The 25176-nt window shown below is 36.1% G+C and carries 25 protein-coding genes; 18 read left to right on the plus strand and 7 right to left on the minus strand.

Annotation, left to right across the window (positions count from 1 at the left end; all coding sequences use genetic code 11):
- The first annotated feature begins 154 nt into the window (after positions 1–154).
- The 11 genes from ACIQ1E_RS04300 to ftsY all read left to right on the plus strand — a co-directional run bounded on the left by ACIQ1E_RS04300 (position 155) and on the right by ftsY (position 8861).
- Positions 155–853 (plus strand): OmpA family protein, encoded by a 699-nt coding sequence (locus ACIQ1E_RS04300; RefSeq protein WP_396169010.1) that lies wholly within the window; start codon positions 155–157, stop codon positions 851–853.
- Positions 854–935: 82 nt separating this feature from the next.
- A complete protein-coding gene (locus tag ACIQ1E_RS04305; RefSeq protein WP_396169012.1) occupies positions 936–2084 on the plus strand; it encodes a glycosyltransferase family 2 protein in 1149 nt (382 codons plus the stop codon).
- A gap of 119 nt (positions 2085–2203) precedes the next feature.
- Positions 2204–3511 carry a dihydrolipoamide acetyltransferase family protein gene (locus tag ACIQ1E_RS04310; protein ID WP_396169014.1) on the plus strand — a complete coding sequence of 436 codons (1308 nt, stop codon included), beginning with the start codon at positions 2204–2206 and terminating at the stop codon, positions 3509–3511.
- Between the two features lie 135 nt (positions 3512–3646).
- Positions 3647–4417: an exonuclease domain-containing protein gene (locus tag ACIQ1E_RS04315; RefSeq protein WP_396169016.1), complete on the plus strand. Its 771-nt coding sequence runs from the start codon at positions 3647–3649 to the stop codon at positions 4415–4417.
- 136 nt (positions 4418–4553) lie between these two features.
- A complete protein-coding gene (locus ACIQ1E_RS04320) occupies positions 4554–5165 on the plus strand; it encodes a fumarylacetoacetate hydrolase family protein (RefSeq protein WP_396169018.1) in 612 nt (203 codons plus the stop codon).
- Positions 5166–5510, plus strand: a complete 345-nt coding sequence (locus tag ACIQ1E_RS04325; protein ID WP_133275974.1) for an Hpt domain-containing protein — start codon at positions 5166–5168, stop codon at positions 5508–5510. It begins immediately after the preceding gene.
- A gap of 217 nt (positions 5511–5727) precedes the next feature.
- The gene (locus ACIQ1E_RS04330; protein WP_396169020.1) at positions 5728–6981 is read left to right on the plus strand and encodes a competence/damage-inducible protein A; all 1254 of its coding nucleotides are present in this window, start codon (positions 5728–5730) and stop codon (positions 6979–6981) included.
- Between the two features lie 71 nt (positions 6982–7052).
- Positions 7053–7289, plus strand: a complete 237-nt coding sequence (gene rpmB, locus ACIQ1E_RS04335) for a 50S ribosomal protein L28 (protein WP_396169021.1) — start codon at positions 7053–7055, stop codon at positions 7287–7289.
- A gap of 35 nt (positions 7290–7324) precedes the next feature.
- Positions 7325–7513: a 50S ribosomal protein L33 gene (rpmG, locus tag ACIQ1E_RS04340; protein WP_103806173.1), complete on the plus strand. Its 189-nt coding sequence runs from the start codon at positions 7325–7327 to the stop codon at positions 7511–7513.
- 74 nt (positions 7514–7587) lie between these two features.
- Positions 7588–7740, plus strand: a complete 153-nt coding sequence (locus ACIQ1E_RS04345) for a DUF4295 domain-containing protein (protein WP_091090435.1) — start codon at positions 7588–7590, stop codon at positions 7738–7740.
- A gap of 167 nt (positions 7741–7907) precedes the next feature.
- The gene (gene ftsY, locus ACIQ1E_RS04350; protein ID WP_396169023.1) at positions 7908–8861 is read left to right on the plus strand and encodes a signal recognition particle-docking protein FtsY; all 954 of its coding nucleotides are present in this window, start codon (positions 7908–7910) and stop codon (positions 8859–8861) included.
- Positions 8862–9047: 186 nt separating this feature from the next.
- Here the strand turns inward: ftsY and ACIQ1E_RS04355 are convergent, their stop codons facing one another.
- The gene (locus tag ACIQ1E_RS04355; RefSeq protein WP_396169025.1) at positions 9048–10118 is read right to left on the minus strand and encodes a serine hydrolase domain-containing protein; all 1071 of its coding nucleotides are present in this window, start codon (positions 10116–10118) and stop codon (positions 9048–9050) included.
- A 220-nt stretch (positions 10119–10338) separates the two neighbouring features.
- Here ACIQ1E_RS04355 and ACIQ1E_RS04360 point away from each other — a divergent pair, with 220 nt between their 5' ends.
- Together ACIQ1E_RS04360 and ACIQ1E_RS04365 are read left to right on the plus strand one after the other, a co-directional pair.
- On the plus strand, positions 10339–10782 hold the full coding sequence (locus tag ACIQ1E_RS04360) for a hypothetical protein (RefSeq protein ID WP_396169027.1): 444 nt from the start codon (positions 10339–10341) through the stop codon (positions 10780–10782).
- Positions 10763–11059: a DUF721 domain-containing protein gene (locus ACIQ1E_RS04365; protein WP_396169029.1), complete on the plus strand. Its 297-nt coding sequence runs from the start codon at positions 10763–10765 to the stop codon at positions 11057–11059. The genes ACIQ1E_RS04360 and ACIQ1E_RS04365 overlap by 20 nt, the downstream gene beginning before the upstream one ends.
- A gap of 163 nt (positions 11060–11222) precedes the next feature.
- Here ACIQ1E_RS04365 and ACIQ1E_RS04370 read toward each other — a convergent pair whose 3' ends face one another.
- The 3 genes from ACIQ1E_RS04370 to bshC form a co-directional block, all read right to left on the minus strand.
- Positions 11223–11642: a nucleoside-diphosphate kinase gene (locus ACIQ1E_RS04370; protein WP_396169031.1), complete on the minus strand. Its 420-nt coding sequence runs from the start codon at positions 11640–11642 to the stop codon at positions 11223–11225.
- 108 nt (positions 11643–11750) lie between these two features.
- Positions 11751–13022 (minus strand): acyltransferase family protein, encoded by a 1272-nt coding sequence (locus tag ACIQ1E_RS04375; RefSeq protein WP_396169033.1) that lies wholly within the window; start codon positions 13020–13022, stop codon positions 11751–11753.
- A 134-nt stretch (positions 13023–13156) separates the two neighbouring features.
- Positions 13157–14815, minus strand: a complete 1659-nt coding sequence (bshC, locus tag ACIQ1E_RS04380) for a bacillithiol biosynthesis cysteine-adding enzyme BshC (protein WP_396169035.1) — start codon at positions 14813–14815, stop codon at positions 13157–13159.
- Between the two features lie 103 nt (positions 14816–14918).
- Here bshC and ACIQ1E_RS04385 point away from each other — a divergent pair, with 103 nt between their 5' ends.
- Positions 14919–16202 (plus strand): MFS transporter, encoded by a 1284-nt coding sequence (locus ACIQ1E_RS04385; RefSeq protein ID WP_396169037.1) that lies wholly within the window; start codon positions 14919–14921, stop codon positions 16200–16202.
- A 90-nt stretch (positions 16203–16292) separates the two neighbouring features.
- On the opposite strand, the gene ACIQ1E_RS04390 is transcribed toward ACIQ1E_RS04385, so the two are convergent.
- The 3 genes from ACIQ1E_RS04390 to ACIQ1E_RS04400 form a co-directional block, all read right to left on the minus strand.
- Positions 16293–17105: a KilA-N domain-containing protein gene (locus ACIQ1E_RS04390; protein ID WP_396169039.1), complete on the minus strand. Its 813-nt coding sequence runs from the start codon at positions 17103–17105 to the stop codon at positions 16293–16295.
- 77 nt (positions 17106–17182) lie between these two features.
- Positions 17183–17998: a type ISP restriction/modification enzyme gene (locus ACIQ1E_RS04395; protein ID WP_396169041.1), complete on the minus strand. Its 816-nt coding sequence runs from the start codon at positions 17996–17998 to the stop codon at positions 17183–17185.
- 31 nt (positions 17999–18029) lie between these two features.
- Entirely contained in the window at positions 18030–20417 is a 2388-nt protein-coding gene (locus ACIQ1E_RS04400; protein ID WP_396169043.1) for an N-6 DNA methylase, read from the minus strand.
- Positions 20418–20534: 117 nt separating this feature from the next.
- Between ACIQ1E_RS04400 and ACIQ1E_RS04405 the strand changes: the two genes are divergently transcribed.
- The 4 genes from ACIQ1E_RS04405 to accC all read left to right on the plus strand — a co-directional run bounded on the left by ACIQ1E_RS04405 (position 20535) and on the right by accC (position 25173).
- Positions 20535–20666: a hypothetical protein gene (locus ACIQ1E_RS04405; RefSeq protein WP_396169046.1), complete on the plus strand. Its 132-nt coding sequence runs from the start codon at positions 20535–20537 to the stop codon at positions 20664–20666.
- Positions 20667–20739: 73 nt separating this feature from the next.
- Complete coding sequence (locus ACIQ1E_RS04410) at positions 20740–22968, plus strand: B12-binding domain-containing radical SAM protein (protein ID WP_396169049.1); 2229 nt, start codon at positions 20740–20742, stop codon at positions 22966–22968.
- 189 nt (positions 22969–23157) lie between these two features.
- Positions 23158–23643 carry an acetyl-CoA carboxylase biotin carboxyl carrier protein subunit gene (locus ACIQ1E_RS04415; RefSeq protein WP_396169051.1) on the plus strand — a complete coding sequence of 162 codons (486 nt, stop codon included), beginning with the start codon at positions 23158–23160 and terminating at the stop codon, positions 23641–23643.
- 90 nt (positions 23644–23733) lie between these two features.
- Entirely contained in the window at positions 23734–25173 is a 1440-nt protein-coding gene (accC, locus tag ACIQ1E_RS04420) for an acetyl-CoA carboxylase biotin carboxylase subunit (RefSeq protein ID WP_396169053.1), read from the plus strand.
- Positions 25174–25176: the final 3 nt, after the last annotated feature.

Genomic DNA, 25176 nt, shown 5'->3' on the forward strand with positions numbered 1-25176 from the left:
AGATACAATAGAAGGTCAAATATGGGGACAATCTTCGATGTGTTAATGAAAAAGATGGTGAAATTTGAATAAATATCAATAAAATCAATAGATAACAAGGGTGCTCTAAGCGCCTATACCTAAAAATTTAATTAAACAATAAAGTCATCATATTATGAAAAAAACGATATCATTTGGATTAGCAATTTTGTTTGTGTTAGTAAATCTTACTACAAGCTGCAGTTCTGTAAAAAATGCAAATAACGCTCAAAAAGGAGCTGGGATTGGTGTGGCAGCAGGGGCTTTAGTTGGAGGTCTTATTGGCGCTAGTTCTGGAAACGCTGCGGCTGGTGCAGCCATTGGAGCAGCCATTGGAGCAGCCATTGGTGGAGCAGCCGGTGGTGTAATTGGCCACAAAATGGATAAACAAGCTAGAGAAATAAGTCAGTCTTTGCCAGGTGCAGATGTGCAAAGAGTAGGCGAAGGGATTCATTTGACTTTAAAAGAGGATTCTATACTTTTTGATACCGGAAAATCTACGTTGACAGATCGAGCCAAAGCAAATTTAGATAAATTAATTCCTGTTTTTACTGAATATTCAGACACCAATATTGAAATTTACGGGTATACAGATAATACAGGATCTGCAGCATTCAATCTCACTCTTTCTGAAAAGAGAGCTGAAGCTGTAAAAAACCATTTAATTGCAAAAGGTCTTGTAGCGTCGCGTTTCAAAACTACTGGATTAGGTATTGAGCAACCTATTGCAACCAACGACACTCCGGAAGGTAGAAGTCAAAATCGTAGAGTTGAATTTGCTATTACTGCAAATGACAAAATGAAGGAGGAGGCGAAAAAAGAAGCTGGAAAATAATATTTTAATTTTTTCCAATTGTAAAGCTGTTTTGTAATGAAGCAGCTTTTTTTGTATTTGATTTTTCAATTATATTTGCCTTATGCAATTATCTGTTATCATTCTCAATTACAACGTACGATACTTTCTCGAGCTTTGTGTTCTAAGTGTTCAAAAAGCAATCGAAAATATAGATGCCGAGATTATTGTTGTAGATAACAATTCTCAAGATGATAGTTGTGCGATGATGAAAAGGCGTTTCCCTAATCTGAAACTCATTGAAAACAAAATCAATTCTGGTTTTCCAAAAGGGAATAATATTGGAGTGGCTGATGCTAAAGGCGAATACATTTGCATCCTAAATCCGGATACCGTAGTTGCAGAAGATACTTTCACTAAAGTATTGGCTTTCGCAGAAAAGCAGCAAAATTTGGGAATAGTTGGAGTGAAACTGATTGATGGAACTGGAAATTTTCTACCTGAAAGCAAGCGAGGTGTGCCAACACCATTTGTTGCGTTTACAAAAATAACTGGTTTGTATAAAATTTTTCCTCAAACGTTTGGAAAGTATTATGCTCAACATTTATCTGAGAACGAAACGGGTAAAGTCGATATTCTTGTGGGGGCTTTTATGTTGATGAAGCGCGATTTATATAATGAAATTGGCGGTTTCGACGAAGATTGTTTTATGTATTCAGACGATATCGATTTATCATATATGGCTTTGAAAAAAGGTAAATCAAATTTTTATTTTCACGAAACTTCAGTAATACATTACAAAGGCGAAAGTACTATTAAGGATGGAACCTATATGAAACGCTTTCAGGAGGCAATGAATTTCTTCTATAAAAAGCATTTCAAAGTATCACTTTTTTTTTCAGTTTTTATGAAAATAGGAATTGTGTTTTTTTCAATGGTAAAAATGTTTCAAGGGAAGCCTAAACCAAAGCCAACACCAAATAATTACATTCTAATTTCTGCTCATAATCCTTCGGGAGAACTTGTAAGAGAAAAATTAGAAAATCAATTCAAAAAATCGGTTATTCGTGAAGATTTTACGCAATCGTTTTCGAAAAATATAGCTACTGAAATCATTTTTGATCAAAATTATCTCAGCTTTAAAACTACAATTGATGTGTTTGAAACCCATAGAGGTAGCCAAATAACCTATAAAATTTTCCCTGAATCATCTGATTTTCTGATAGGTAGCAATAGTAGTTTTGATAGAGGAGAGGTCATTAAGATTTCTTAATTAAGATTTGAAATTCTTCATATTTGATTTGCCCAAAAACTAGCAATTATCAGTCGAAAACTAAAAATAATCACTAATTTTGCAGTCATAAAATTAAAATCACCTTTTAAGTTAATACAATGGCAAGATTCGAATTGAAACTTCCCAAAATGGGAGAAAGCGTAGCAGAAGCAACTATCACAAATTGGTTGAAGCAAGTGGGCGACAAAATTGAAGCCGATGAAGCCGTTCTTGAAGTTGCCACTGACAAAGTCGATAGCGAATTACCAAGCGAAGTTTCAGGAATATTAGTGGAACAGTTATTTGCAAAAGATGCTATGGTTCAGGTTGGTCAAACCATTGCAATTATAGAAACCGACGTCAATTCAGTTGCAGAAACTCCAAAACAAGAAAATGTTGCTCCTGTTGAAGTTGCAGTCATTGAAAAAACAATTGAGGTTGTTAAAGAGATTATTACAACTCCTACGAACTATGCTGATTCCGAAAAATTCTTTTCGCCATTAGTAAAAAACATTGCAAAGGAAGAAGGGATTTCTCTCGCTGAATTAGAAACCATTTCAGGATCGGGAAAAGAGGGTAGAGTTACCAAAGAAGATATTCTAAACTATATAAAAACGAGAAGTTCTGTTGCTCCGATTGTAGTCGAGGCTCCAAAAGTAGGTGCTCCGACTCAGCCTGTAGTGCCAACACCGCAGCCTGTGCCCGTTTCGATAAACGGTGGTGATGAAATCATCGAAATGGACAGAATGCGCAAGCTGATCGCTGGATATATGGTTGCGTCAGTTCAAACTTCGGCGCACGTACAGTCTTTTATAGAAGTCGATGTTACGAATATTGTAAAATGGCGTGATAAAGTAAAAGACACTTTCGAAAAAAGAGAAGGTGAAAAATTAACGTATACTCCAATTTTTATGGAGGCCGTTGCCAAAGCATTGAAAGATTATCCGATGATGAATATTTCTGTTGATGGCCAGACTATTATCAAAAGAAAGAATATCAACCTTGGGATGGCGGCAGCTTTGCCTAACGGAAACTTAATTGTCCCGGTTGTCAAAAACGCAGATCAACTCAATTTAGTGGGTATGGCAAAAGCGGTGAATGATTTAGGAGGTCGCGCAAAATCAGGGAAACTAAAACCAGACGATACGCAAGGAGGGACTTATACTGTGACCAATGTGGGGACTTTTGGTAGTGTTTTTGGTACGCCCATTATCAATCAACCTCAAGTTGGGATTTTAGCTCTTGGCGCCATTCGAAAAGTACCCGCTGTTATCGAAACCCCTGAAGGAGACTTTATTGGTATTCGCCAAAAAATGTTCCTTTCGCACAGTTATGACCATCGTGTTGTTGATGGAGCGCTTGGCGGAAGCTTTGTAAAACGTGTTGCCGAATATTTGGAAGCCTTTGATGTGGATAGAAATTTTTAATTTGATATAAAAATTGAACATAAACCCGACTGTTTTTGGACTCGTCGGGTTTTTTGTTTTTTTGTCCAAAACTTTTTCAAAAAATCGACGAACGTTAGGTTCAAAAAGATATATTTGTCATTCTAAAATTTATAGATGGAGCTCAAACTGAACAAACCGATTTGTTTTTTCGACCTAGAAACTACAGGAATTGATGTCGCCAAAGATAGAATTGTTGAAATAGCAATTTTCAAAGTTTTCCCCAACGGAAATAAAGAAAGCAAAACTTGGTTGGTCAATCCAACTATTCCTATTCCTCCGCAGTGTACGGCAATTCACGGTATTAGTAATGAGAAAGTGGCGAACGAGCCTACATTCAAAGAGTTGTCTTCGCAGATATACAATATGATCAAGGATTCGGATTTGGCTGGATACAATTCTGACCGATTTGATATTCCTTTATTGGCTGAAGAAATGCTTCGTGCCGGAGTAGATTTCGATATGAAAAACCGAGTTTCAGTAGACGTTCAAACTATTTTTCATAAAAAAGAAGAACGTACGTTGAGCGCCGCAGTGAAATTTTATTGTGATAAAAGTTTGGAAAATGCGCATTCTGCAGAGGCAGATACAATGGCAACCTACGAAATTATGTTGGCACAATTGGAGCGTTATCCTGATTTAGAAAATGATATAAAATCATTGGCTGAATTTACAACTAGAAAAAAAATTGCAGATTTTGCAGGAATGATTGCTTTCGACAAGGACGGGGATGAGATGTTCACCTTCGGGAAACACAAAGGAGCCAAAGTTGAAAAAATATTAGAGTCTGAACCAGGTTATTTTAGTTGGATTCAAAATGCTGATTTCCCTTTGTACACCAAAAAGGTATTGACAGCAATAAAGTTAAGAAAGTTAAACACGAAATAATTGTATTCGGTATTCAGCTTTTAGTGTTCAGTTGAGGAATTGGTCAAAAAAATGCAATTGACTGTTTTGATGGAATACAAAAAAATCTATTTTAGACTACTGAATACTTATAAACTGACCACTGATCACTTTAAAGATGAAGATTATCTGTATCGGCAGAAATTACGCCCAACACATAGCGGAGTTGCAAAACGAAAAACCTTCTGAACCGGTGATTTTTATGAAACCCGATTCGGCTATTTTATTGAAGCAACATCCGTTTGTGATTCCAGAGTTTTCCACTGACATCCACCACGAGATCGAATTGATTGTCAAGATTAAAAAGGTAGGAAAATATATCGATACTAAGTTTGCGCATAAGTATTATGATGAAATCAGTGTTGGTATAGACTTTACAGCTCGCGATTTGCAGAATGAGTTAAAAGCCAAAGGCTTGCCTTGGGAAAAGGCAAAAGCATTTGATGGTTCGGCTGTAATAGGTGAATTTTTACCAAAAAGTAAATTTAATTCATTAGAAAATATTACATTTGAATTGACCAATAATTCTAAAACAGTACAAAAAGGCAATACAAGTCATATGTTATGGAAGATTGACGAGCTTATTTCATATGTTTCACACTATTTTACATTGAAAATTGGTGACATATTATTTACCGGAACGCCCGAAGGTGTTGCAGCAGTGAAGGCAGACGATGTTTTAGAAGGATTTTTAGAAGGAAATAAATTATTTAGCATACAAATCAAATAAATGGCACTATATTACAACTTAGCAAAAGTGTACGCACTTTCAGATAACGATCCGGAATTTGTCCTGCAAATCGTAACGTTATTTGTGAACGAAATTCCTGAAGATATTGCACAAATCAAAGAAGGAATCAAAAAGAAAGACCATAAACATGCGTATTCTTACGCTCACAAAGTAAAACCATCTCTGGATTTACTAGGTTTAAAAGTGGCTTTCGAAGAAATTCTTCAAGTCGAAGCTTGGACAAAAACGGAGGGTGAAACCAAAGAGATTAAGGAAACGTTCAAGAGCATCAAGCATCAAGTGAAAGATGCAGTGAAAGAATTAAAGAAAGATTTCGATTTATAAGAAGCTGATCCTGCTGTACGTTACAAGTTTTTTTTAAATCACTTTTTTTCTAAAGAAATAAAAAAGGAGCTTCCTCTGGTCGCTCTTTTTTGTTTAGAAAAAATAGTGATTTTGGCAAAAAAAGCTTTCCACTTCCATCAGGGCTAAAACAGATTGCAGATGGCAATTTCTTCTGACTTACGACTTCTAACTTCCCACTTCTAACTTCCCACTTCAAATGAAAGCATCCATAATAACCATTGGCGACGAAATTTTAATAGGTCAGATTGTCGATACCAATTCTGGATTTATAGCCAAATCATTAGATCGAATTGGAGTCGAAATTCACGAAATGATTTCAATTAGTGATAACAAACAGCACATTCTTTCCACTTTTGAAAAACTGCAGGACAAAGTCGATTTGGTCATAATCACCGGCGGACTTGGCCCCACAAAGGATGATATTACTAAGAAGACTTTTTGTGATTATTTTGATGACGAACTCATTCAGAACGACCAAGTACTGAAGCATGTAACCCAGATTATAGAAGGTTTTTACAAACGTAAGATTACGCAACTTAACATTGATCAAGCCTTAGTTCCGTCAAAATGTACCGTACTTCACAACCAAGTGGGAACCGCGCCAGGAATGTGGATGAAGAAGGGAAATACCGTATTTATTTCGCTTCCAGGTGTTCCATTTGAGATGAAATATTTGGTCGAAAACGAGATTATTCCAAAAATTGTAATCGAGTATCAACGGCCTTATATCATTCATAAAACGGTTTTAACCTATGGTATTGGCGAAAGTTTATTGGCCGAAACCATCGAAAATTGGGAAAACAATTTGCCTGATTTTATAAAATTAGCCTATTTGCCAAGTCCAGGTCGAGTGCGATTGCGACTATCAGCGCGTGGTGCCAATAAAGATTTTTTGGAGAAATCCATTTCTGAAAATGTGACTAGTTTATCTAAAATACTTGGCAACAGTATCGTGGGATTTGAAGATGACGAAACGCTAGAAAAGGTTATTGGGCGACTTTTGATACAACAAAATAAAACAATTTCCACAGCAGAGAGTTGCACAGGAGGCAAAGTTGCTCAGATTTTGACCTCAGTTGCTGGAGCATCAAATTATTTCAAAGGAAGCGTAGTTTCATATGCAACCGAAACTAAAATTTCGATTTTAGGAATTTCCGAAGATTTAATCGAAAAATATTCGGTTGTAAGTGCAGAAGTTGCGAAGCAAATGGCGATAAATGTCCAAAAATTATTGAAAACAGACTACGCAATTGCTACAACTGGTAATGCAGGACCGTCAAAAGGGGATTCAAATGCTGAAGTTGGAACGGTATTTATTGCATTGGCAACACCAAATGAGGTTATAGTAGAGGAGTTTAATTTCGGTCAACCCCGTGATAAAGTGATAGATAGAGCGGCTGTGAAGAGTTTGGAAATGCTTCGAAAAGAAATTTTGAAAAATGTCCAATAATTTTTTTGCTTCATCCATTTATTTTTCTTTTCTTTGCACCCTGATTTTGAATAACGATAAAAGATAAGATAATGTCAAGAGTTTGCGACCTTACAGGTAAAAGAGCGATGGTAGGAAATAACGTTTCTCACGCTATGAATAAAACTAAGAGAAAATTTTCTGTGAACTTAGTTAAAAAGCGTTTTTATCTTCCAGAAGAAGATAGATGGATTACTCTAAGAGTAGCTGCATCTACGGTAAAAACAATTAATAAAAATGGAATCGCTGCAGTTTTGAAAAAAACACAAGCAGGCGGATTTATTAAATAATCCTCCCGAAACTTCGGGACGAAAAATATATCAAGATGGCAAAGAAAGCAAAAGGAAACAGAATCCAAGTAATTTTAGAATGTACTGAACACAAAACAACTGGTGTTGCAGGAACTTCAAGATACATTACAACAAAGAACAAAAAAAATACTCCAGATAGATTAGAGATTAAAAAATTTAATCCAATCTTGAAACGTGTAACAGTTCACAAAGAAATTAAATAATTAGAGATTTTAGTATAAATCTCAAATGATTACATTTGGGGTACTATTAAAATACAAAAAACACATTATTAGTCATGGCAAAGAAAACCGTAGCATCCTTACAGACATCTTCTAAGAGATTATCAAAAGCCATAAAAATGGTAAAATCTCCTAAAACTGGTGCATATACATTCGTAGAATCTATTATGGCTCCTGAACTAGTTGATGAATTCTTGAAAAAGAAATAATTAACTATCGCATTATATAGAAAAGCTACTTTCATTCGGAAGTAGCTTTTTTATTTTTTATATTTACCGCCAGAAAAATAAAGATTGTAAAAACTTTTCTTAAGTAAATTAATAATTGATTTCGCAATTTTCTTTCAAAAAGTAGCTTATCATAAATACTATATCAAATGAGTTTTTTTAAAAAAATATTTTCCTCCGATAAAAAAGAGTCGCTTGACAAAGGTCTAGAGAAAACAAAAACATCTTTCTTTTCTAAGCTTACCAAAGCCGTTGCTGGTAAATCTAAAGTTGATGATGAGGTTTTAGACAATTTGGAGGAAGTCTTGGTTGCTTCTGATGTGGGTGTGAATACAACACTAAAGGTTATCACCCGAATCGAAAAACGTGTCGCCGAAGATAAATTCCTCGGGACAGACGAGTTGAACCAAATTCTTCGCGAAGAAATTGCGGGTTTACTTTCTGAAACCAATTCAGGAGAAGCAACCGAATTTGTAATTCCAACCAATACTAAACCTTATGTTTTGATGGTTGTAGGAGTCAATGGAGTTGGAAAAACAACTACTATTGGTAAACTCGCTTACCAATTCAAAAAAGCGGGATTCAAAGTAGTTCTTGGCGCAGCCGATACTTTTCGTGCCGCAGCCATCGATCAATTGCAAATTTGGGCAGACAGAGTGGGCGTTCCCATTGTAAGACAAGATATGGGAAGTGATCCCGCTTCGGTAGCTTTTGATACTTTGCAATCGGCTGTTGCACAAAATGCGGATATTGTTATTATTGATACAGCAGGTCGTTTGCACAACAAAATCAATTTGATGAACGAGTTGACCAAAGTAAAACGCGTGATGCAAAAAGTAGTGGGCGATGCACCTCACGATGTTTTATTGGTTATCGATGGTTCTACTGGTCAAAATGCTTTCGAGCAAGCCAAACAATTTACCGCTGCCACCGAAGTTACCTCACTTGCGGTTACCAAATTAGACGGAACGGCCAAAGGTGGTGTTGTTATTGGAATTTCAGACCAATTTCAAATTCCTGTAAAGTATATTGGTGTAGGAGAAGGTATTGAGGATTTGCAAGTTTTCAATAAATACGAATTCGTAGATAGTTTCTTTAAATAGTATAAAATGAATTTTTCTTTCTTTAAAAATATACCTCCCATTTATTTTTATTTAGCTAGTGTTGTTTGCTTTGTGTTGTCGAATGTAACCCGAGACAAAAACGTCCCATTGTATTATATCTTGCTTTTTTTTGGTGCAATTTTCTTTATCATTGGATTCTTCAATAGAATGAAAAGTAAATAAGCATTATTGGTATAGCGCATTTATTTTTTGCCACAGAACATTATCGAAGTCTGATAAGGCTAGATTTACATTATCAGCGGCATCTCCCATTCGGATTACGACCATTTTCTTGCTAGGAACCACATATATTTTTTGATCATTTTTTCCTAAAGCCATAAACATATCATTGTGCCCAGAAGGAATAATGCTTCCAGGTAATTGAACTTGCGATTGAGGCAAACGATAGCTAGATTTACCATTCAGCCACCATAAATAACCATAACTTAAGTTGATGTTTTGAGAGGTGTTTGTAGCTTCGCTGCAATAGGTTTCATTTAGTATAGAACTGTTTTCCCACTTTCCTTTGTTGAGGATTAGTAAACCAAATCGAGCCATACTTCTCGTCGTACTCCAATATACTTCGTTGTTGCCAGAGGTAAACCAAAGACCGTCCATTCCTATTTTTGTTTTTAGTTTGGCATTGAAATAGTTTTCAAAACTTTGATTGGTTGCTTTGGCGATAACATCTTGCAGTTTTACATAGACATTATGGTATGCCCAACGGGTTCCTGCATCGGCATTGTAGGTTAGGCTTGCAGGATTTACCGCATCACCGTTGGCAATATCCTCGATTCCCGAAGTCATTGTAAGCAAATGTTTGTTGGTGATTAAATTTTCTTTTGCCAAGGGCTCGCTTGTCCAGCCTGTTCCAAGGTAATCAGAAACTTTTGTATTGATATTTAAAAAACCTTCTTGTTGAGCGATGCCGGTCATAGTGGCTGTTAGTGTTTTTCCTGCGCTTGCCCAATACCAGTTGGTTGTGGCAGAATGTCCATTGAAATACTTCTCTATGACAATTCTTCCGTTGACCAAAATGATGAAGCCTTTGGATTTTTTGAGCTCTAAATAATCCAATAAAGGTTGAACGGCAGCTTGTTTCCATCCCAAATCTGCGACTGATTTTGTTTCCCAAGCAGTGCCAGATAGCGGAGGGAAATACATTGACTCTACTGGACTTGGCGGCGGTGCTGGAGATTCTGAACTGCAACTAGCGCACAAAAGCACGATTAGTAAACTATAGAAAATTTTTGACATCCTGTGACTGTTTGTATTTAAGACGAAAGATATTGAAAAAAGTTTAACGAGTTTTTTTTAATTTTGTTTGCGTTGAAGTTATTAAGACTAACTTTGTCGTAAAGAAAAAATCTTTTATTTCTATTACCCTAGCCCCGATGGAAACGGCATCCTTTTTATTTTTTTTCTTTTATAAAAATAAAAAGATACAGTGTACAGCGGGAAAAAGCTCCTAATAATTATGAAAAATAGTGTTGCATTTTTATTTGTTTTATTACTGTTTGTTTCTTGCCAGCAAAAGATAAAAACTGAGGATATTTCCAAGATAAATGGATATTGGGAAATCGAGAAAGTGGTATTTGAAGATGGTGATGACAAGGATTATAAAGTGAATGAGAGTTATGATTATTTTGAAATTGGCAAAGACAATAGTGGTTTTAGAAAAAAAGTGATGCCTCAATTAGATGGGTCTTTTGTTGTAAACAATACGCAGGAGAACGTAAAAGTGCGATTCGTGGAAGGGCAAGTGTTTTTTGATTATGTAACTTCTTATGCCAAATGGTCGGAAGAACTGATAGTCGTTTCGGAGGAAAAATTAGTTTTCAAAAATACAGAGGATAGAGAGTATCATTATAAAAAAGCAACCCCAATAAATATTCTAGGCGATGGCAAAAAGACTAAATAATCAAAGCACCGTGGGTGATGTTTTGAAACAAATTATCCAAGTCAATAAATTGCAACCCGGAATGGACCAAATTGATGTGAAGGATGCTTGGGAAAATCTGATGGGTAATGGCGTGAATTACTATACAAAGAACGTTGTTTTGAAAGGAAGTACACTTTACGTAGAACTTTCGTCGGCTGTTTTAAGAGAGGAATTAGGTCACGGAAAATCGAAAATTGTCGCAATGATTAATGAAGAATTACAACGCGAAGTGGTGAAAGATGTTGTTTTGAGATGATTTTTGAAGTGCTCAGCTTATAGTGCTCAGTAATCAGCTTATAGTGTTCAGTCGTGATTGAAGAAAAAAAATCCAGTTTCAAGTTTTTGAAACTGGATTTTTATTTTATCTGTAACGGTTAACTGCTACTGCACACTAAAAACTGCACACTGCACACTAAATACTAAAACTCCTCTCTTCCTGCAAAATGAAAAGCTCCTTCGATTGCGGCATTTTCATCGCTATCTGAACCGTGAACAGCATTTTCTCCAATAGAAGAGGCGTATGCTTTACGAATTGTTCCTTCAGCAGCTTCGGCAGGATTTGTTGCTCCAATCAAAGTTCTGAAATCTTCTACGGCATTTTCTTTTTCTAAAATTGCGGCAACAATTGGACCGCGAGTCATAAATTCTACTAATTCTCCGTAGAAAGGTCTTGCTGCGTGAACAGCATAAAATGCTTTAGCGTCAGCAACAGTTAGTTGTGTTAATTTCAAGGATACAATTTTGAAACCAGCGTTTGTAATCATTGCCAAAATATTTCCGATGTGTCCGTTTTCGACCGCATCAGGTTTGATCATTGTAAAAGTTCTATTTGTTGCCATTTTTTTGTTTTTTTTAATTGGGGGCAAAAATAACGTTTATTAAGCGAATAATTAAGCCGTTTTAACGTAAAATTCGCAAAAAAAAGTTCAAATTTATTTGATTTGTACCTATACTTTATAAAACAACTTGTTTTGGTACAGAATCCATAAAATAACACTCCAAAAAGCGGCATAAAACAGCGCAAAGGCCAAGGAGGCATTTAATGGATTTTCGAACAAAGGAACAATGCCATAGTTATAGAAATAACTTTGAAATCCAAGTGGTTCTCCAGGTAGTTCTGGGTGATTTATTTTTATCATTGTAAGAACTCTAGGCAAAATACCTGAAAAGAAAAATACAATCATTGGATTTACTCCCCAAACCAAGAACAGTTTTGTCCATTTTGAGTAATGCGCAACATCTATAATGTAATACAAAAGGGTCAAACAGATAGTGCCCAAGCCCGCTGTGTATAGCACATAGGAACTAGTCCATAGGGATTTGTTTATTGGGAATTTGATACTCCATATTAATCCAAGAACAACTAATCCAAGGCCAACAAAGCTCATTTTTTTTACGATTTCTATTTTTGATGTCGGAAGATTTAACAATTGGCCTATCAACATCCCAATGATGCCAGAGGCAATGGCAGGCACAGTAGATAATATTCCTTCTGGATCCCAAGTTTTGGTCTGGCTGTACATATGATTTTTTAAGAAGAGTTCGTCTATGTACGCGCCTAGATTGGTTCCTTTCTCAAGATTTGCAGCGCCAAATCCTGGTACTGCTACTAAAGTCATCAAAGCCCAATATCCTAATAAAAGGATTGCGGCTACAATGATTTGGGTTTTCAGGTTTGATTTTAAATACAAAAGCGAAGTAAAAAAATAGACAAGCGCAATGCGTTGTAAAACCCCGGGAAGTCGCACGTCTTGGTAGGCAGGCAAGCCGCTATACGCAAGAAAAAGCAAAATTCCGAATATCGAAAAAGCTAAGATTGTTTTTATTTTGGCGCTAAAATCCCCTAACAATGCATAAGCAACAAGGAAGGTTAGAATCAATTTTTCTACTAACAAAGGCATTCCTTCTAGACCAAGAAAATCTAATCTGCTAAAAAAATTCAGGAATAAGCCTAAGCAAAAAATACGTAAGGAACGAACAAGGATTTTATTGAAAGTCGTGCTGTCGAAAGTTTTATTTGGCATTGCAAAAGGCACTGCGGTTCCCATTATAAAAATAAAGAAAGGGAAAACCAAATCAGTTGGTGTACAGCCGTTCCATTCGGCGTGTTCTAATGGTGGGTAGATAGAGCCCCAGCTTCCGGGATTGTTGACGATTGTCATTAAAATAATGGTAAATCCACGAAATACATCTAGTGAGGTTAAGCGTTCTTTAAGCATGTTTTTTTTGGTTATTTCTTATTAATCTTTTGGTTTAACTTTGACTACTTCTTACAAACATACAATATTGTTCTAACAAAAGTAAAGTAAAAAGTGTTATTTATAACAATTTGAATTGAATATTTGAAGTGTTATTAAGGCAGAACAATAACATCAAATCTAGAATCTAAAGGTTTAAGCGTTGCAAACAATTTTTCTATCATATCGTTGTCGTATTCTAAATAAAATTCAGAAAAATTGGCTTGTCTTTCTTGTAAACTATAACTAGGAAAGAGCTCGTTTTGTAGTGCTATAATGCGCTCTAGGGTTTCAGAATGCTTCCTTTTTTGGGCTTTCAGTAACCTTCTTTCAAGGTTTTCTAAACCTTTTATCTGTTTTGCTTCTTGTGCTTTTACAGCTCCAAAAAATGATTTATCGGTTTGTTGTACCAAAGAATGAAGGTAATGAAATTGGTTTTTTAAAAAGTCCTTTTGAATGGACAAATCAATAGGGAACTCTGATAATTCGGCTGTTTTTAGATTTACCAAATCATTTTGTTTCGAAAACAAGTTAGCCCACGAAAGCCCTAATTTATCCGCTTTTTTGGATTGCTTTTCGGTTGCGAGTAAAACGGAATTTCGCAACAAAAGAATCGGGAAAGTAACGTTTACTGAGTCAAAATAGGACTTCAATTCTAGCCAATAAGCGATTTCTCCGCCTCCACCAATGTAGCATAAATTGGGTAAAATTACTTCTTGATATAAGGGGCGGATAATCACATTCGGACTGAATTTCTCGGGATGATTTTCTACTAAAGCTAAAAAATCCGATTTTGAAAATGTAGTTTTGGTATTATTGATTTTATAAATATCATTCTGATTGCTATCGGAATCTAAAACGATGCGTTCTCTCAAATCATCTTCGATATAAAACAAGTTGATTTCACGTGGATTGACTTGAATCGAGTAGTTTTTTAGCTCTTCATTAGTTTCTGTTACTTTTTTATAGGAAGTCTGATTGATTAATTCTTCTTTGATATATGGAATGAAAAGCCTTTTCAAATCAGGATGGTCAGCATCTATAATCACTAATCCATAATCCTTAAATAGTTCGTTGGCAAGAAAACGAGTGGCGTCGGCTAAGTTGGAATGATTTAGATAGGCATTTTTAAAAAGAGTTTTGATGGTTTCTGCCGTTTTACTCGATCCTAATTCTTGCGCAAATACTTCAAAAAACTCATCTAAGCCTGCTGTGGATAAGCGCCCAACAGGTCCCGTACTTTCCTTATTCCAGCGAAACTTTCGACCTTTGAAATTGAAATAATTAATTTCGTCAAAATCGTGGTCTTCAGTCGCCATCCAATAAATGGGCACAAAATTGTTTTCGGGATATTTTACTTTTAACTCCTTGGTTAAATTGATAGTGGATATAATTTTATACAAAAAATACAATGGCCCAGTAAACAAATTCAATTGATGACCGGTGGTAATGGTGAAAGTGTTGGAATTGTTTAAGAGTTTAATATTGTTTAAAGTGGAAGACGAAGTATTTATTTTATCATATTGTTTATCTAGTACCGAAACTAAAACTTTTCTTTTTTCATTGACATTGAAATTGCCATTGATATTGTCATTGAAATTGCCATTGCCATTGCCATTGAAATTAATTTTTTTTTCAGCGATTTGCGCATCAAAATTCTCTACACTGGGAAATCTATTGTACAACGACTGCAAATTATCTTTTTGGTCTAAATAATCATTGATCAACGAAGAAAAATACCCGGAATTTTGATAGCTAATACAGTCAGTTGGCATATTGAAGTTTATTTGATGCTAAATTAGTGAAAAATTATTGGAACTAAATATTTGTTAGTTTCGAAAAATAACATCATTTTTATCGAAATATTATACTATTTCTATGCAAGACAACTCTAGTACCATTAAGGCAAATTCACTAAAACACGTTCTTTTCGGAAGCTTGATTGGCACCACAATTGAGTTTTTTGATTTTTATATTTACGCCAATGCCGCTGTTTTGGTTTTTCCGCAATTGTTTTTTCCGGGTTCAGATCCTACGACTTCGACGATAGAATCGTTGGCTACTTTTTCGATAGCTTTTTTTGCTAGACCTATTGGTTCGGCGGTTTTTGGGCATTTTGGTGATAAAATTGGGCGTAAAGCGACCTTGGTTGCCGCCTTGTTGACGATGGGATTTTCGACAGTTGCGATTGGTTTTCTGCCTACTTATGCTAGTATCGGAATCGTTGCGCCTTTATTACTAATGTTGTGTCGATTCGGACAAGGACTTGGTTTGGGTGGCGAATGGGGTGGTGCTGTTTTATTGGCCATTGAAAATGCGCCTCCAGGAAAACGAGCTTGGTACGGAATGTTTCCACAATTGGGTGCGCCAATTGGGTTGTTGCTTTCCGGAGGAACTTTCCTATTGTTGAGTGATTTGCTAACCGAAGAGCAGTTTTTCAATTACGGTTGGAGAATTCCTTTTATTGCCAGTTCCTTATTAGTTGTGGTTGGTTTTTACATCCGACTAAAAATTACCGAAACTCCTTCGTTCGAGAGTGCTTTGGAAACCAAAAAGCAAGTAAAAATACCAATAATGACGATTTTTAAATCTTATAAAAGGGAATTGATTTTTGGAACTTTTGCAGCTGTGGCGACTTTTGTTACCTTTTATTTAATGACTGTTTTTAGTCTGAGTTGGGCAACTTCGGATTTAGGATTTAGTCGTCGAGATTTTTTGATTATTCAGTTATTTTCTATTTTGTTTTTTGTGGTAGGGATTCCTATCTCGGCAGTTTGGTCCGATAGATTTGGGAGAAAAAAGATTTTGGTTTTTATTTCTACTTTGATTTTACTTTTCGGATTTACTTTTTCGTTTTTTATGGAATCGGAAAGTTCTGCTATGATAACTACTTTTGTTTGTATCGGTATGGGGTTGATGGGTTTAACTTACGGTCCACTCGGAACCTTTTTGTCGGAATTATTTCCAACGGAAGTTCGGTATTCTGGTGCTTCATTGACTTTTAATCTAGCGGGAATTTTAGGTGCTTCCTTCGCGCCATTAATTGCCATTTGGTTAGCGAAAACCTATGGAATTGGCTATGTTGGATTGTATTTGTCGGCTGCTGCCCTGATTTCGGTTTTGGCGCTTTTGGCCATTCGAAAAAAGGAAGAGGAGTTTTGAGTTAAATCTCAATTTCATCATTTTTTTCATAATCCTGTCGGTTTCGATCAAAGCCACGTTTTTTGTGAGTTGCTTGACATCTAATATATGTTATTTCAGGTATTTTTTATTTCCTACTTCCAAAAGGATATTCATTTGATGAATGGCAACTTTATTGAGCTTTATTAATCGTTCGTTTTGAGGAATTTCATCTTGAATCCAAATTGCGTTTAGATTTTCAAGATTCGACAGGCATATTAATTCATTAATGCCAGCATAGTCCCTAATGTTGCCTTTTTTATCTGGGTTTTCATCTCTCCATTGTTTGGCTGTTTTCCCAAAAAGTGCCATATTCAACACATCGGCTTCGTTGGCGTATACTAAACTTATTTCAGAAGCGGTTAATATTTTTGGGATTAGATGTGTCTTAACGGCGTCGGTATGAATGTGGTAGTTTATTTTGGCTAATTCTCTTTTAGCATCCCATCCTAATTGTTTTTGTTCCTCTTGTTTGAGGCGTTGAAATTCTTTGATTAAAAATAATTTAAAAAAAACATTTATAGCAGAACCGAATTCAAATGCAATATCTTTATGGGCATAAGTACCTCCGTACTTTCCTTTTTGTACAACAATCCCAATTGCATTAGTTTTTTCAATCCATTCTGAAGCACTAATTACAAAACTTGGTAAACCTGCCTGCATTTTAAAGTGGTCAAATTCGACCACTTTAAAATTTGAATTATTTATTTGTTCCCAAGTTCCTATAAATTCTAATGTAAATCTGTTTCGCAACCAGTTTTTAATAATATCGGCTGCACGACTTTCGCTTTCTTTAGCATTAGCCATATCGGTCAATGAAATATAGTCTTGGTCTTCGACTTTAACAATTGTTATCTCTGTGTTTTGAACCTTAATTTTTGCCATAACCACTGTTTTTTATTTTTTTTAATTAGCCCGAATTCAGGGTAATTAAACTTTTTTTTTATAAAGACAATAACTCTTTAAATTTCAATCCCATCAATCTCCCTCATAATTCTATCAGTCTCGCTCAATGCCACAATTATTTTTTGATAATGCAAAATATCTTCATAACTCAATTCGCGGTCTTTGCGGTCTTTGAGCCATTTTTGTGCAGGTTGGTAGCCACCAATGTAAAAGTTCCAAGCGACTTCTGGAACGTTGGCAAAATATTGGGTTTCGTTGATATAAACGTTGCCATTTTTGTAAACTGGTTTTGTTACAATGTTTTCGCCATCTTCGGGGTATTGTGTGATGTACTTTTCTACGGTTGGACTTTCTAATAAATGAATTTCTCGCAATTCACCACCTAAATCAACTAATTTCCAAAATGTTTGAATGTCGGTTGGGTAGGGAACACGGGGAAAATCTATTTTTAAAAATTCCTTGTATTTCTCTCTGTAGGTTGGCGAATGCAAAACGGCATAGATATAATCGAGAATATCAATCGGGGCAAAGGTGGTTCGTGGTTCTGTTTTTGTGTTGGTGGTAGAGACGTTGCACTGCAACGTCTCTACGGGTTCGTGCACAAATTGCAATCCCAAACCATCCTCAATTTGTTTAACAATTTCAGGGTTGAGGTTGGGGGTTCTTTCGATTGTTTCAAATGCGGTTTGTTGATTATTGGAGGGCTGGGTATATAAATAGAGGGGAAATGTATAACCTGATCCATAACGACCTGCTGTTCCAGTTAGGTTAAAGTCATTTGCATCTTTGGTACATAAAATATATTTCCAATCATCTGCACATTGTCTTGCGACGACCAAACCAACATTTTTATCATTAATGAAATGTTTCATAATGTCGGTTCTTGGGGAATTAATCCAATGTTCATTTTTTTTCAAACTTATACATAAATTTAATATCAAAAGGTCTAAAATTTATTTTCATTTCGCCTTTTATCTTTGCAGTTTTCAAATCTTCAATTCTTCCTTCTTTTGGAATTCTTCTGCTATCTTTTATACCAAATTCATTATATGGATTATCTGAAGATAAAATTCTTTCTGTTTGATTATCAAGTTCTTCTTTAGTGTTAAAAACTGTAAGTGCATCATTTGCTGTCACCATACCAGATGTATAGTCACTAAAAAGTTCATTAATTCTAAATCCATTTTCATAATCATTTCTACCATCATCATTTTTAGAAACAAAAAAATAATTGGGTATATTAGGATTCAATTCTTGAAACGAAATATCATTTAACGAATTACCTGAAAGAAAATCATATTTCAAATTTCTTTTTCCAAATAGATCGTAATGAAAAACTTGTCCTAATTCATTTTCTTTTTTCTTTCCCGTTTTTACAAATAAATTGATAGAAACGCCCTGCATAATATCAAATACATTTTGGTCTATCGAACCATCAGGAGCCGTTTCTTTTTTCTTGCTATTTCCGTGTAAATCTATAGTGTAAATTTTATCAAAACTATGCATCAAATGCCAACGCATTCCTCTAAAAGTAGGATTGTCTAAAAAACCGTGTGGGTTAATAAAAGCCAAAACACCACTGCCGTTTTTATCAATAAAATGTTGCCCAAAACGAATAAATTTTACATAATCATCATTCAACCAATGCTTACGTTCTTTAAAATGTTCGCCGTCAACATATTTGTAATCTTCAATCAAATCCGAAATCCATTTTCCATTATTAGAAGAAATTCCGCTATACGGAGGATTTCCAATCACCACCATAACGGGCGCATCTCGCTTTATGGCGTTGGCTTGGTCGGCTTCGTCCGAGAGCCACGAACTAAAAAGGGTTTGGGTGTCGGGGTGTGCTTCTTCCAGACTGTTGGTCAGGAAAATGCGAAACCGTTGGTCGTCGGTAGGTTTGTAGCCTGTTTCGGTGAGCAGCATATCCATTTTCAGGTGCGCCATAGCATAACTTGCCATCAAGAGCTCAAAACCGTTCAATCGAGGGATTAAATCTTTGGTTACATACTTACTCCAAATGCCTTGTTGTCCTTCAAATTTTTTGTGAATGTGTTTCACGACTTCTGCTAGAAATGTGCCTGTTCCTGTGGCTGGGTCTAGGATTTGTACTTTGTGTACTTCGACTTCGGTTTCGACTTCTTTTATTTTGGCATCCTTCCCTTTGGTTTGGGTAATTGCTTTTTTCTTGATTTTTATTTTACTCGTGTCCGCCAATCCTTGTGGTAAATCGAATTCGGTTTTTAGAATATCATCCACCGCACGAACAATAAAGTTCACCACAGGTTGTGGCGTGTACCAAACCCCACGGGCTTTTCGCAGCGCCGGATTGTATTCGCCCAAAAAGGTTTCGTAAAAATGTACTACGGGATCTTCTTGTTTGGTGCTTCGACCAAAGTTTTTCATAATTGTGGCGACATCACTAGCCAGAAAAATGTTGACCAATTCATCCACAATCCAAGTTAAACGAATGTCGAGATCAAATCCTGCAATATCCTGAAATAATTTTCGAAGAAAAGGATTCGATTTTGGGATTAATTCAGCCGCTTCCATACGAGAAAAGGTGGGCAAAGTTGGGTCGTGATAACGAGCGGCAAACATTCCGTAAGCAATGGTTTGGGCATAAATATCCGCAAAAGCTTTGTTGTCAATATCGTGAATCAGCATTTGTTGAAACGACAACATTTGCGATTTTATTTGGGAGCGTTTGCCTTCTTGGTCGTCATTGGTCAATGATTTTTCGATAACATCGGCCATCAATTTGGCTTTTCCTGCCATCATTTGCGCCAATTTGGTAGGCGATTTGATGGTTTGCGAAATGGTTTGGGCAAAGTTTTTTATGAGTTGGGTGAATTGGTCAAAGTTTTCGGGGATAGGTACAATTTGACCACCCCGTCCTTCGGACACCCCTCCAGAGGAGGGGAATTCTAATTGTGCAATTGCAATTTTGGTTATGAATTCTCCGTCTTTGTAAAAATGAAAATCCATATAATCGGTAAAAACCAAATTCGACAATCCCGATTTGTAACGGTCAAATTGTTCTTTGAGTTTTTTGTCTTGTAAATCGACTCCAATGTCTTTGGCTTCGATATAACCAATGGGTACATCTTTGCGAGTTAAAACATAATCAGGTGCGCCACAATCGACTCTGGCAGGTTCATTGGTCACTAAAATATCGGGCAAAATTGCCATTATCAGGTTTTGTAAATCGCCACGATAAGAGTGCTCTCTTGCGTTTCCTGTTATGTAAAGCGTATTTATTTTGGAGAGGTATTCTTGGATTGTCATTGTATTCTTTTTGAGATTTTAAAAGTAGTAATTTTATTCCGAAATACAGAAAACCTTCGAAGATGAATCTCATTCTTTTCTAAATTAGTAAGTATTTAGCATATCAATAATTTTGAATTGTCTCCAGCTTTAGCTGGAGGAAAAGGAATCAATATAGCATTGGCTTTAGCCAAAAAGTATGCTATTTCGGCTAAAGCCATTAAAAATCAGCACAATTTTATTCCTCCAGCTAAAGCTGTAGGCAATTAATGTTTTGAAAATAGAATATGCAGAATAGTTACCTAAATTCTAAAATAACTTACTTTTGTACAAAACAATTCTTTTGAAAACCCAAGTATTTCTCATCACGCCGCCGTTTACCCAACTGAATACACCGTATCCGGCGACTGCTTATATCAAAGGGTTTCTGAATACCAAAAATATTTCGGCAACGCAGGCAGATTTAGGTATTGAAGTGATTTTGAAATTGTTTTCGAAAGAAGGTCTTGAAAATTTGTTTCAAGTTCAAAGTTTAAAGTTTAAAGTTTCTGACCATAACATTACGGATAATTCAAATCGTATAATTGCTCTGCAAGACGAATACATCAAAACCATCGATTCGGTTATTGCATTTCTTCAAGGAAAAAATCCAACCTTGGCATTGCAAATTTGTCAGGAAGATTATTTGCCCGAAGCGTCTCGTTTTGCACAATTGGAAGAATTGGATTGGGCTTTTGGAACGATGGGAACGCAGGATAAAGCCAAGCATTTGGCGACTTTGTACCTCGAAGATATTTCCGATTTTATAGTGGAATGTGTAGATGCCAATTTTGGCTTCAGCCGTTATGCGGAACGTTTGGGTAGATCTGCCAATTCTTTCGACGAATTGTATTCAGTTTTACAACAACAACCAACTTATATAGACAATGTTTTGTTCTCACTTTTAAAAGAGCGAATCGAAACTATTCAGCCTGAATTATTTCTCATTTCTGTTCCTTTTCCAGGGAATTTATATGCCGCTTTTCGTTCCGCGCAATGGGTTCGAAAAAACCATCCAAATATCAAAATTGCAATGGGAGGCGGTTTTCCAAATACTGAACTGCGTTCGCTTTCCGATGCTCGTGTTTTTGAGTTTTTCGATTATATCACTTTGGATGATGGAGAATTACCAGTCGAGTTACTATGTAATTTAGTTTTCAATTCCCCTCCTTTGGAGGGGTCAGGGGAGGTTAAAAGAACTTTCCTTCTTGAAAACGGAAAAGTAGTTTACAAAAACAATTCATTAAAACCTGATTATAAACAATCAGAAGTCGGTACACCTGATTATTCCGATTTGTTTTTAGACAGATACATTTCGGTTATTGAAATCGTGAACCCAATGCACCGAATGTGGAGCGACGGACGTTGGAATAAACTCACGATGGCACACGGTTGTTATTGGGGAAAATGCACCTTCTGTGATATTTCTTTAGATTATATCAAAATCTACGAACCTATCGCCGCCAATTTATTGTGTGATCGAATGGAAGAAATGATTGCTCAAACGGGACAAAATGGTTTTCATTATGTCGATGAAGCGGCGCCGCCTGCTTTAATGCGCGCTTTGGCAGTCGAAATTCTGCGCCGAAAGTTATCGGTTACTTGGTGGACGAACCTTCGTTTCGAGAAAAGTTTCACTGCAGATTTGTGTTTGTTGCTGAAAGCTTCTGGTTGTATCGCCGTTTCTGGTGGTTTGGAAGTTGCTTCTGACCGATTATTAAAATTGATAGACAAAGGAGTTACGGTAGAGCAAGTAGCAAAAGTGACCCGAAATTTCACCGAAGCCGGGATTATGGTTCACGCTTATCTGATGTACGGTTATCCAACGCAAACGATTCAAGAAACCGTAGATAGTTTAGAAATGGTGCGCCAATTGTTTGAATTGGGTATTTTGCAATCCGGATTTTGGCATCAGTTTGCGATGACTGCACACAGTCCGGTGGGAATGAATCCAGAGCAATTTGGTGTTGTTCCAACTTCCCCTCCTCTGGAGGGGTTAGGGGTGGTTTTTGCCAACAACGATATTAATTTTAAGGACTCAACCGGAATTGACCACGATAAATTCAGTTTCGGACTAAAAAAATCCCTTTACAACTTTATGCACGGCATTTGCTTTGACTATGAATTGCAGGAGTGGTTCGATTTCAAAATTCCAAAAACAAAAATTCAGCCTGATTTTATTGCCAATGCCTTAGAGGAAGAAGATAATTTCAATATCAAACCAACTGCCAAAATCGTTTGGCTAGGAGGAAAGCCGATTGTGGGTCATTTCACCAAATCCAAAAAAGGGAATAGTTGGGAAATGATGTCTATGACTTTTCACGACAAGAAAGAAAGTTTTACGATTCAAACGGCTAAAAATGAAGGAGAATGGTTGGTTCAAATACTGAACAGAATTTCGGTATCCAAAACCAAAAACCTTTCTTTTCAAGAAATTAAATCAGATTTTGAAACACAATTTGAGGATTTTGAATTGTTTTGGTATTCAAAACCTATCCATACTTTGCGGGATTTTGGGTTATTAGTCTTGTAAAGATTTAGTTTTATTATTGGGCTAATTTTATAATTTTAAGACTATTACAGAAAAATTGTCGTTTAAACTCAGAAAACTAATAAAATAAAGTTCGGTTTTTTAATATTACTTTGACGACATTGTAAATATTGCTTTGCTTGTAAAACGTAAATCATTTATAGTTAAATTTATACTATAAAATTTACAATTATGAGTTCCAATTTTAAAGTTAAAGTTAATGATACTTTTGAGTTTGATTTCAATACCGAAAATACCTCAAAATTAGACGCTGTAAGTGTCCAGAAAAACAAGTTTCACATTCTTCAAGATCACCTTCCTTACAAAGCTGAAATTATCTTTTCAGATTTCAATCAAAAAAAATATTCCGTCAAAGTCAATAACAACATTTATCACGTTGCTATTGCAAATCCTTTGGATATTTTGATTAAAGATTTAGGTTTTGAAGTTGGAGTATCCAAAGTGATCAAAAAACTCAAAGCTCCAATGCCTGGACTAATTCTAGAAATAAATGTTGAAGTCGGGCAAACCGTTCAGGAAAATGACAATTTGCTGATTCTAACAGCTATGAAAATGGAAAATAGTTTGCTATCACCACGAGATGGGGTTATCAAATCTATTTCCGTAAATGTGGGGGATTCTGTGATAAAAGGTGATTTATTAATTGAATTTGAATAATATGAAATGAGCATATTCGATGATTGGTCGTAGACGCCAATACTGATATGCGAATTACATATGACCGATAAATAAAATAAATATCAGCATATGAAAAAGATATTAGTTGCCAATAGAGGAGAGATTGCCATAAGAGTAATGAAAACTGCTCAAAAAATGGGAATAAAAACCGTAGCAGTGTATTCGACAGTCGACAGAAATTCACCCCACGTAAAATTTGCCGATGAAGCGGTTTGGATTGGGGAGGCACCTTCGAATCGTTCGTATTTACTAGGAAGTAAAATCATTGAAGTAGCCAAAGAGTTAAATGTAGATGCCATACATCCTGGCTATGGCTTTTTGAGTGAAAATGCCGAGTTTGCGCAAGCGTGTGAGTCGAATGGAATTATATTCATCGGTCCGAAAACCAAAGCGATTGAAATTATGGGAAGTAAACTAGCTGCGAAAGATGCAGTTATGAAGTACAATATTCCTATGGTCCCTGGAGTTGATCACGCGATATCCGATATACAAGAAGCTAAGGAAACTGCCAAGAAAATTGGATTTCCTATTTTGATTAAAGCATCTGCTGGTGGTGGAGGAAAGGGAATGCGAATTGTCGATAAGGAAAGTGATTTCGAGTCGCAAATGAATCGAGCCATAAGTGAAGCTGTTGCGGCTTTTGGTGATGGTTCTGTTTTTATTGAAAAGTACGTGGCATCTTCTAGGCATATCGAAATTCAAGTTATGGCCGATAGTCACGGTAATGTGTTGTATTTTTTCGAAAGAGAATGTAGTATTCAGCGTCGTCATCAAAAAGTGATTGAAGAAGCGCCTTCCTCAGTTTTGACACCCGAAATTAGAAAAAAAATGGGCGAAGCTGCGGTTCTTGTAGCCAAGTCTTGCGATTATCTTGGAGCAGGAACGGTTGAATTCTTGTATGATGAAAATGATAATTTTTACTTTCTTGAAATGAACACCCGTTTGCAAGTAGAACATCCTGTAACCGAAATGATTTCTGGTGTGGATTTGGTCGAACTGCAAATCAAAGTCGCTCGCGGAGAAGAATTAACTATCAAACAAGAAGATCTGAAAATTAAAGGTCATGCCATGGAATTACGGGTATATGCTGAGGATTGTATGAATGACTTTTTACCTAGTGTTGGGCGTTTAGAAATGTATCAACTACCAGTTGGTGAAGGAATTCGTGTTGATAATGGATTCGAACAAGGAATGGATGTTCCTATTTATTATGATCCAATGTTGTCTAAATTGATAACCTATGGTAAATCACGTCAAGAAGCCATCGAAATTATGCTCAAAGCGATTGATAAATACAAAATCGAAGGGGTAGAAACGACATTGCCTTTTGGGAAATTTGTTTTCGAACACGAAGCTTTCCGCTCTGGAAATTTTGATACCAATTTTGTAAAAAAATATTATTCTCCCGAAGTCATTCTTGCCCATAAGGCCAAAGAAGCTGAAATTGCTGCGCTTGTCGCTTTGAGGCAATATTTTGAAGATCAAAAAGTTTTACGTTTACCTAATTAAGAA

It is taken from the genome of Flavobacterium sp. (assembly GCF_044348915.1).
Lineage (GTDB): Bacteria > Bacteroidota > Bacteroidia > Flavobacteriales > Flavobacteriaceae > Flavobacterium.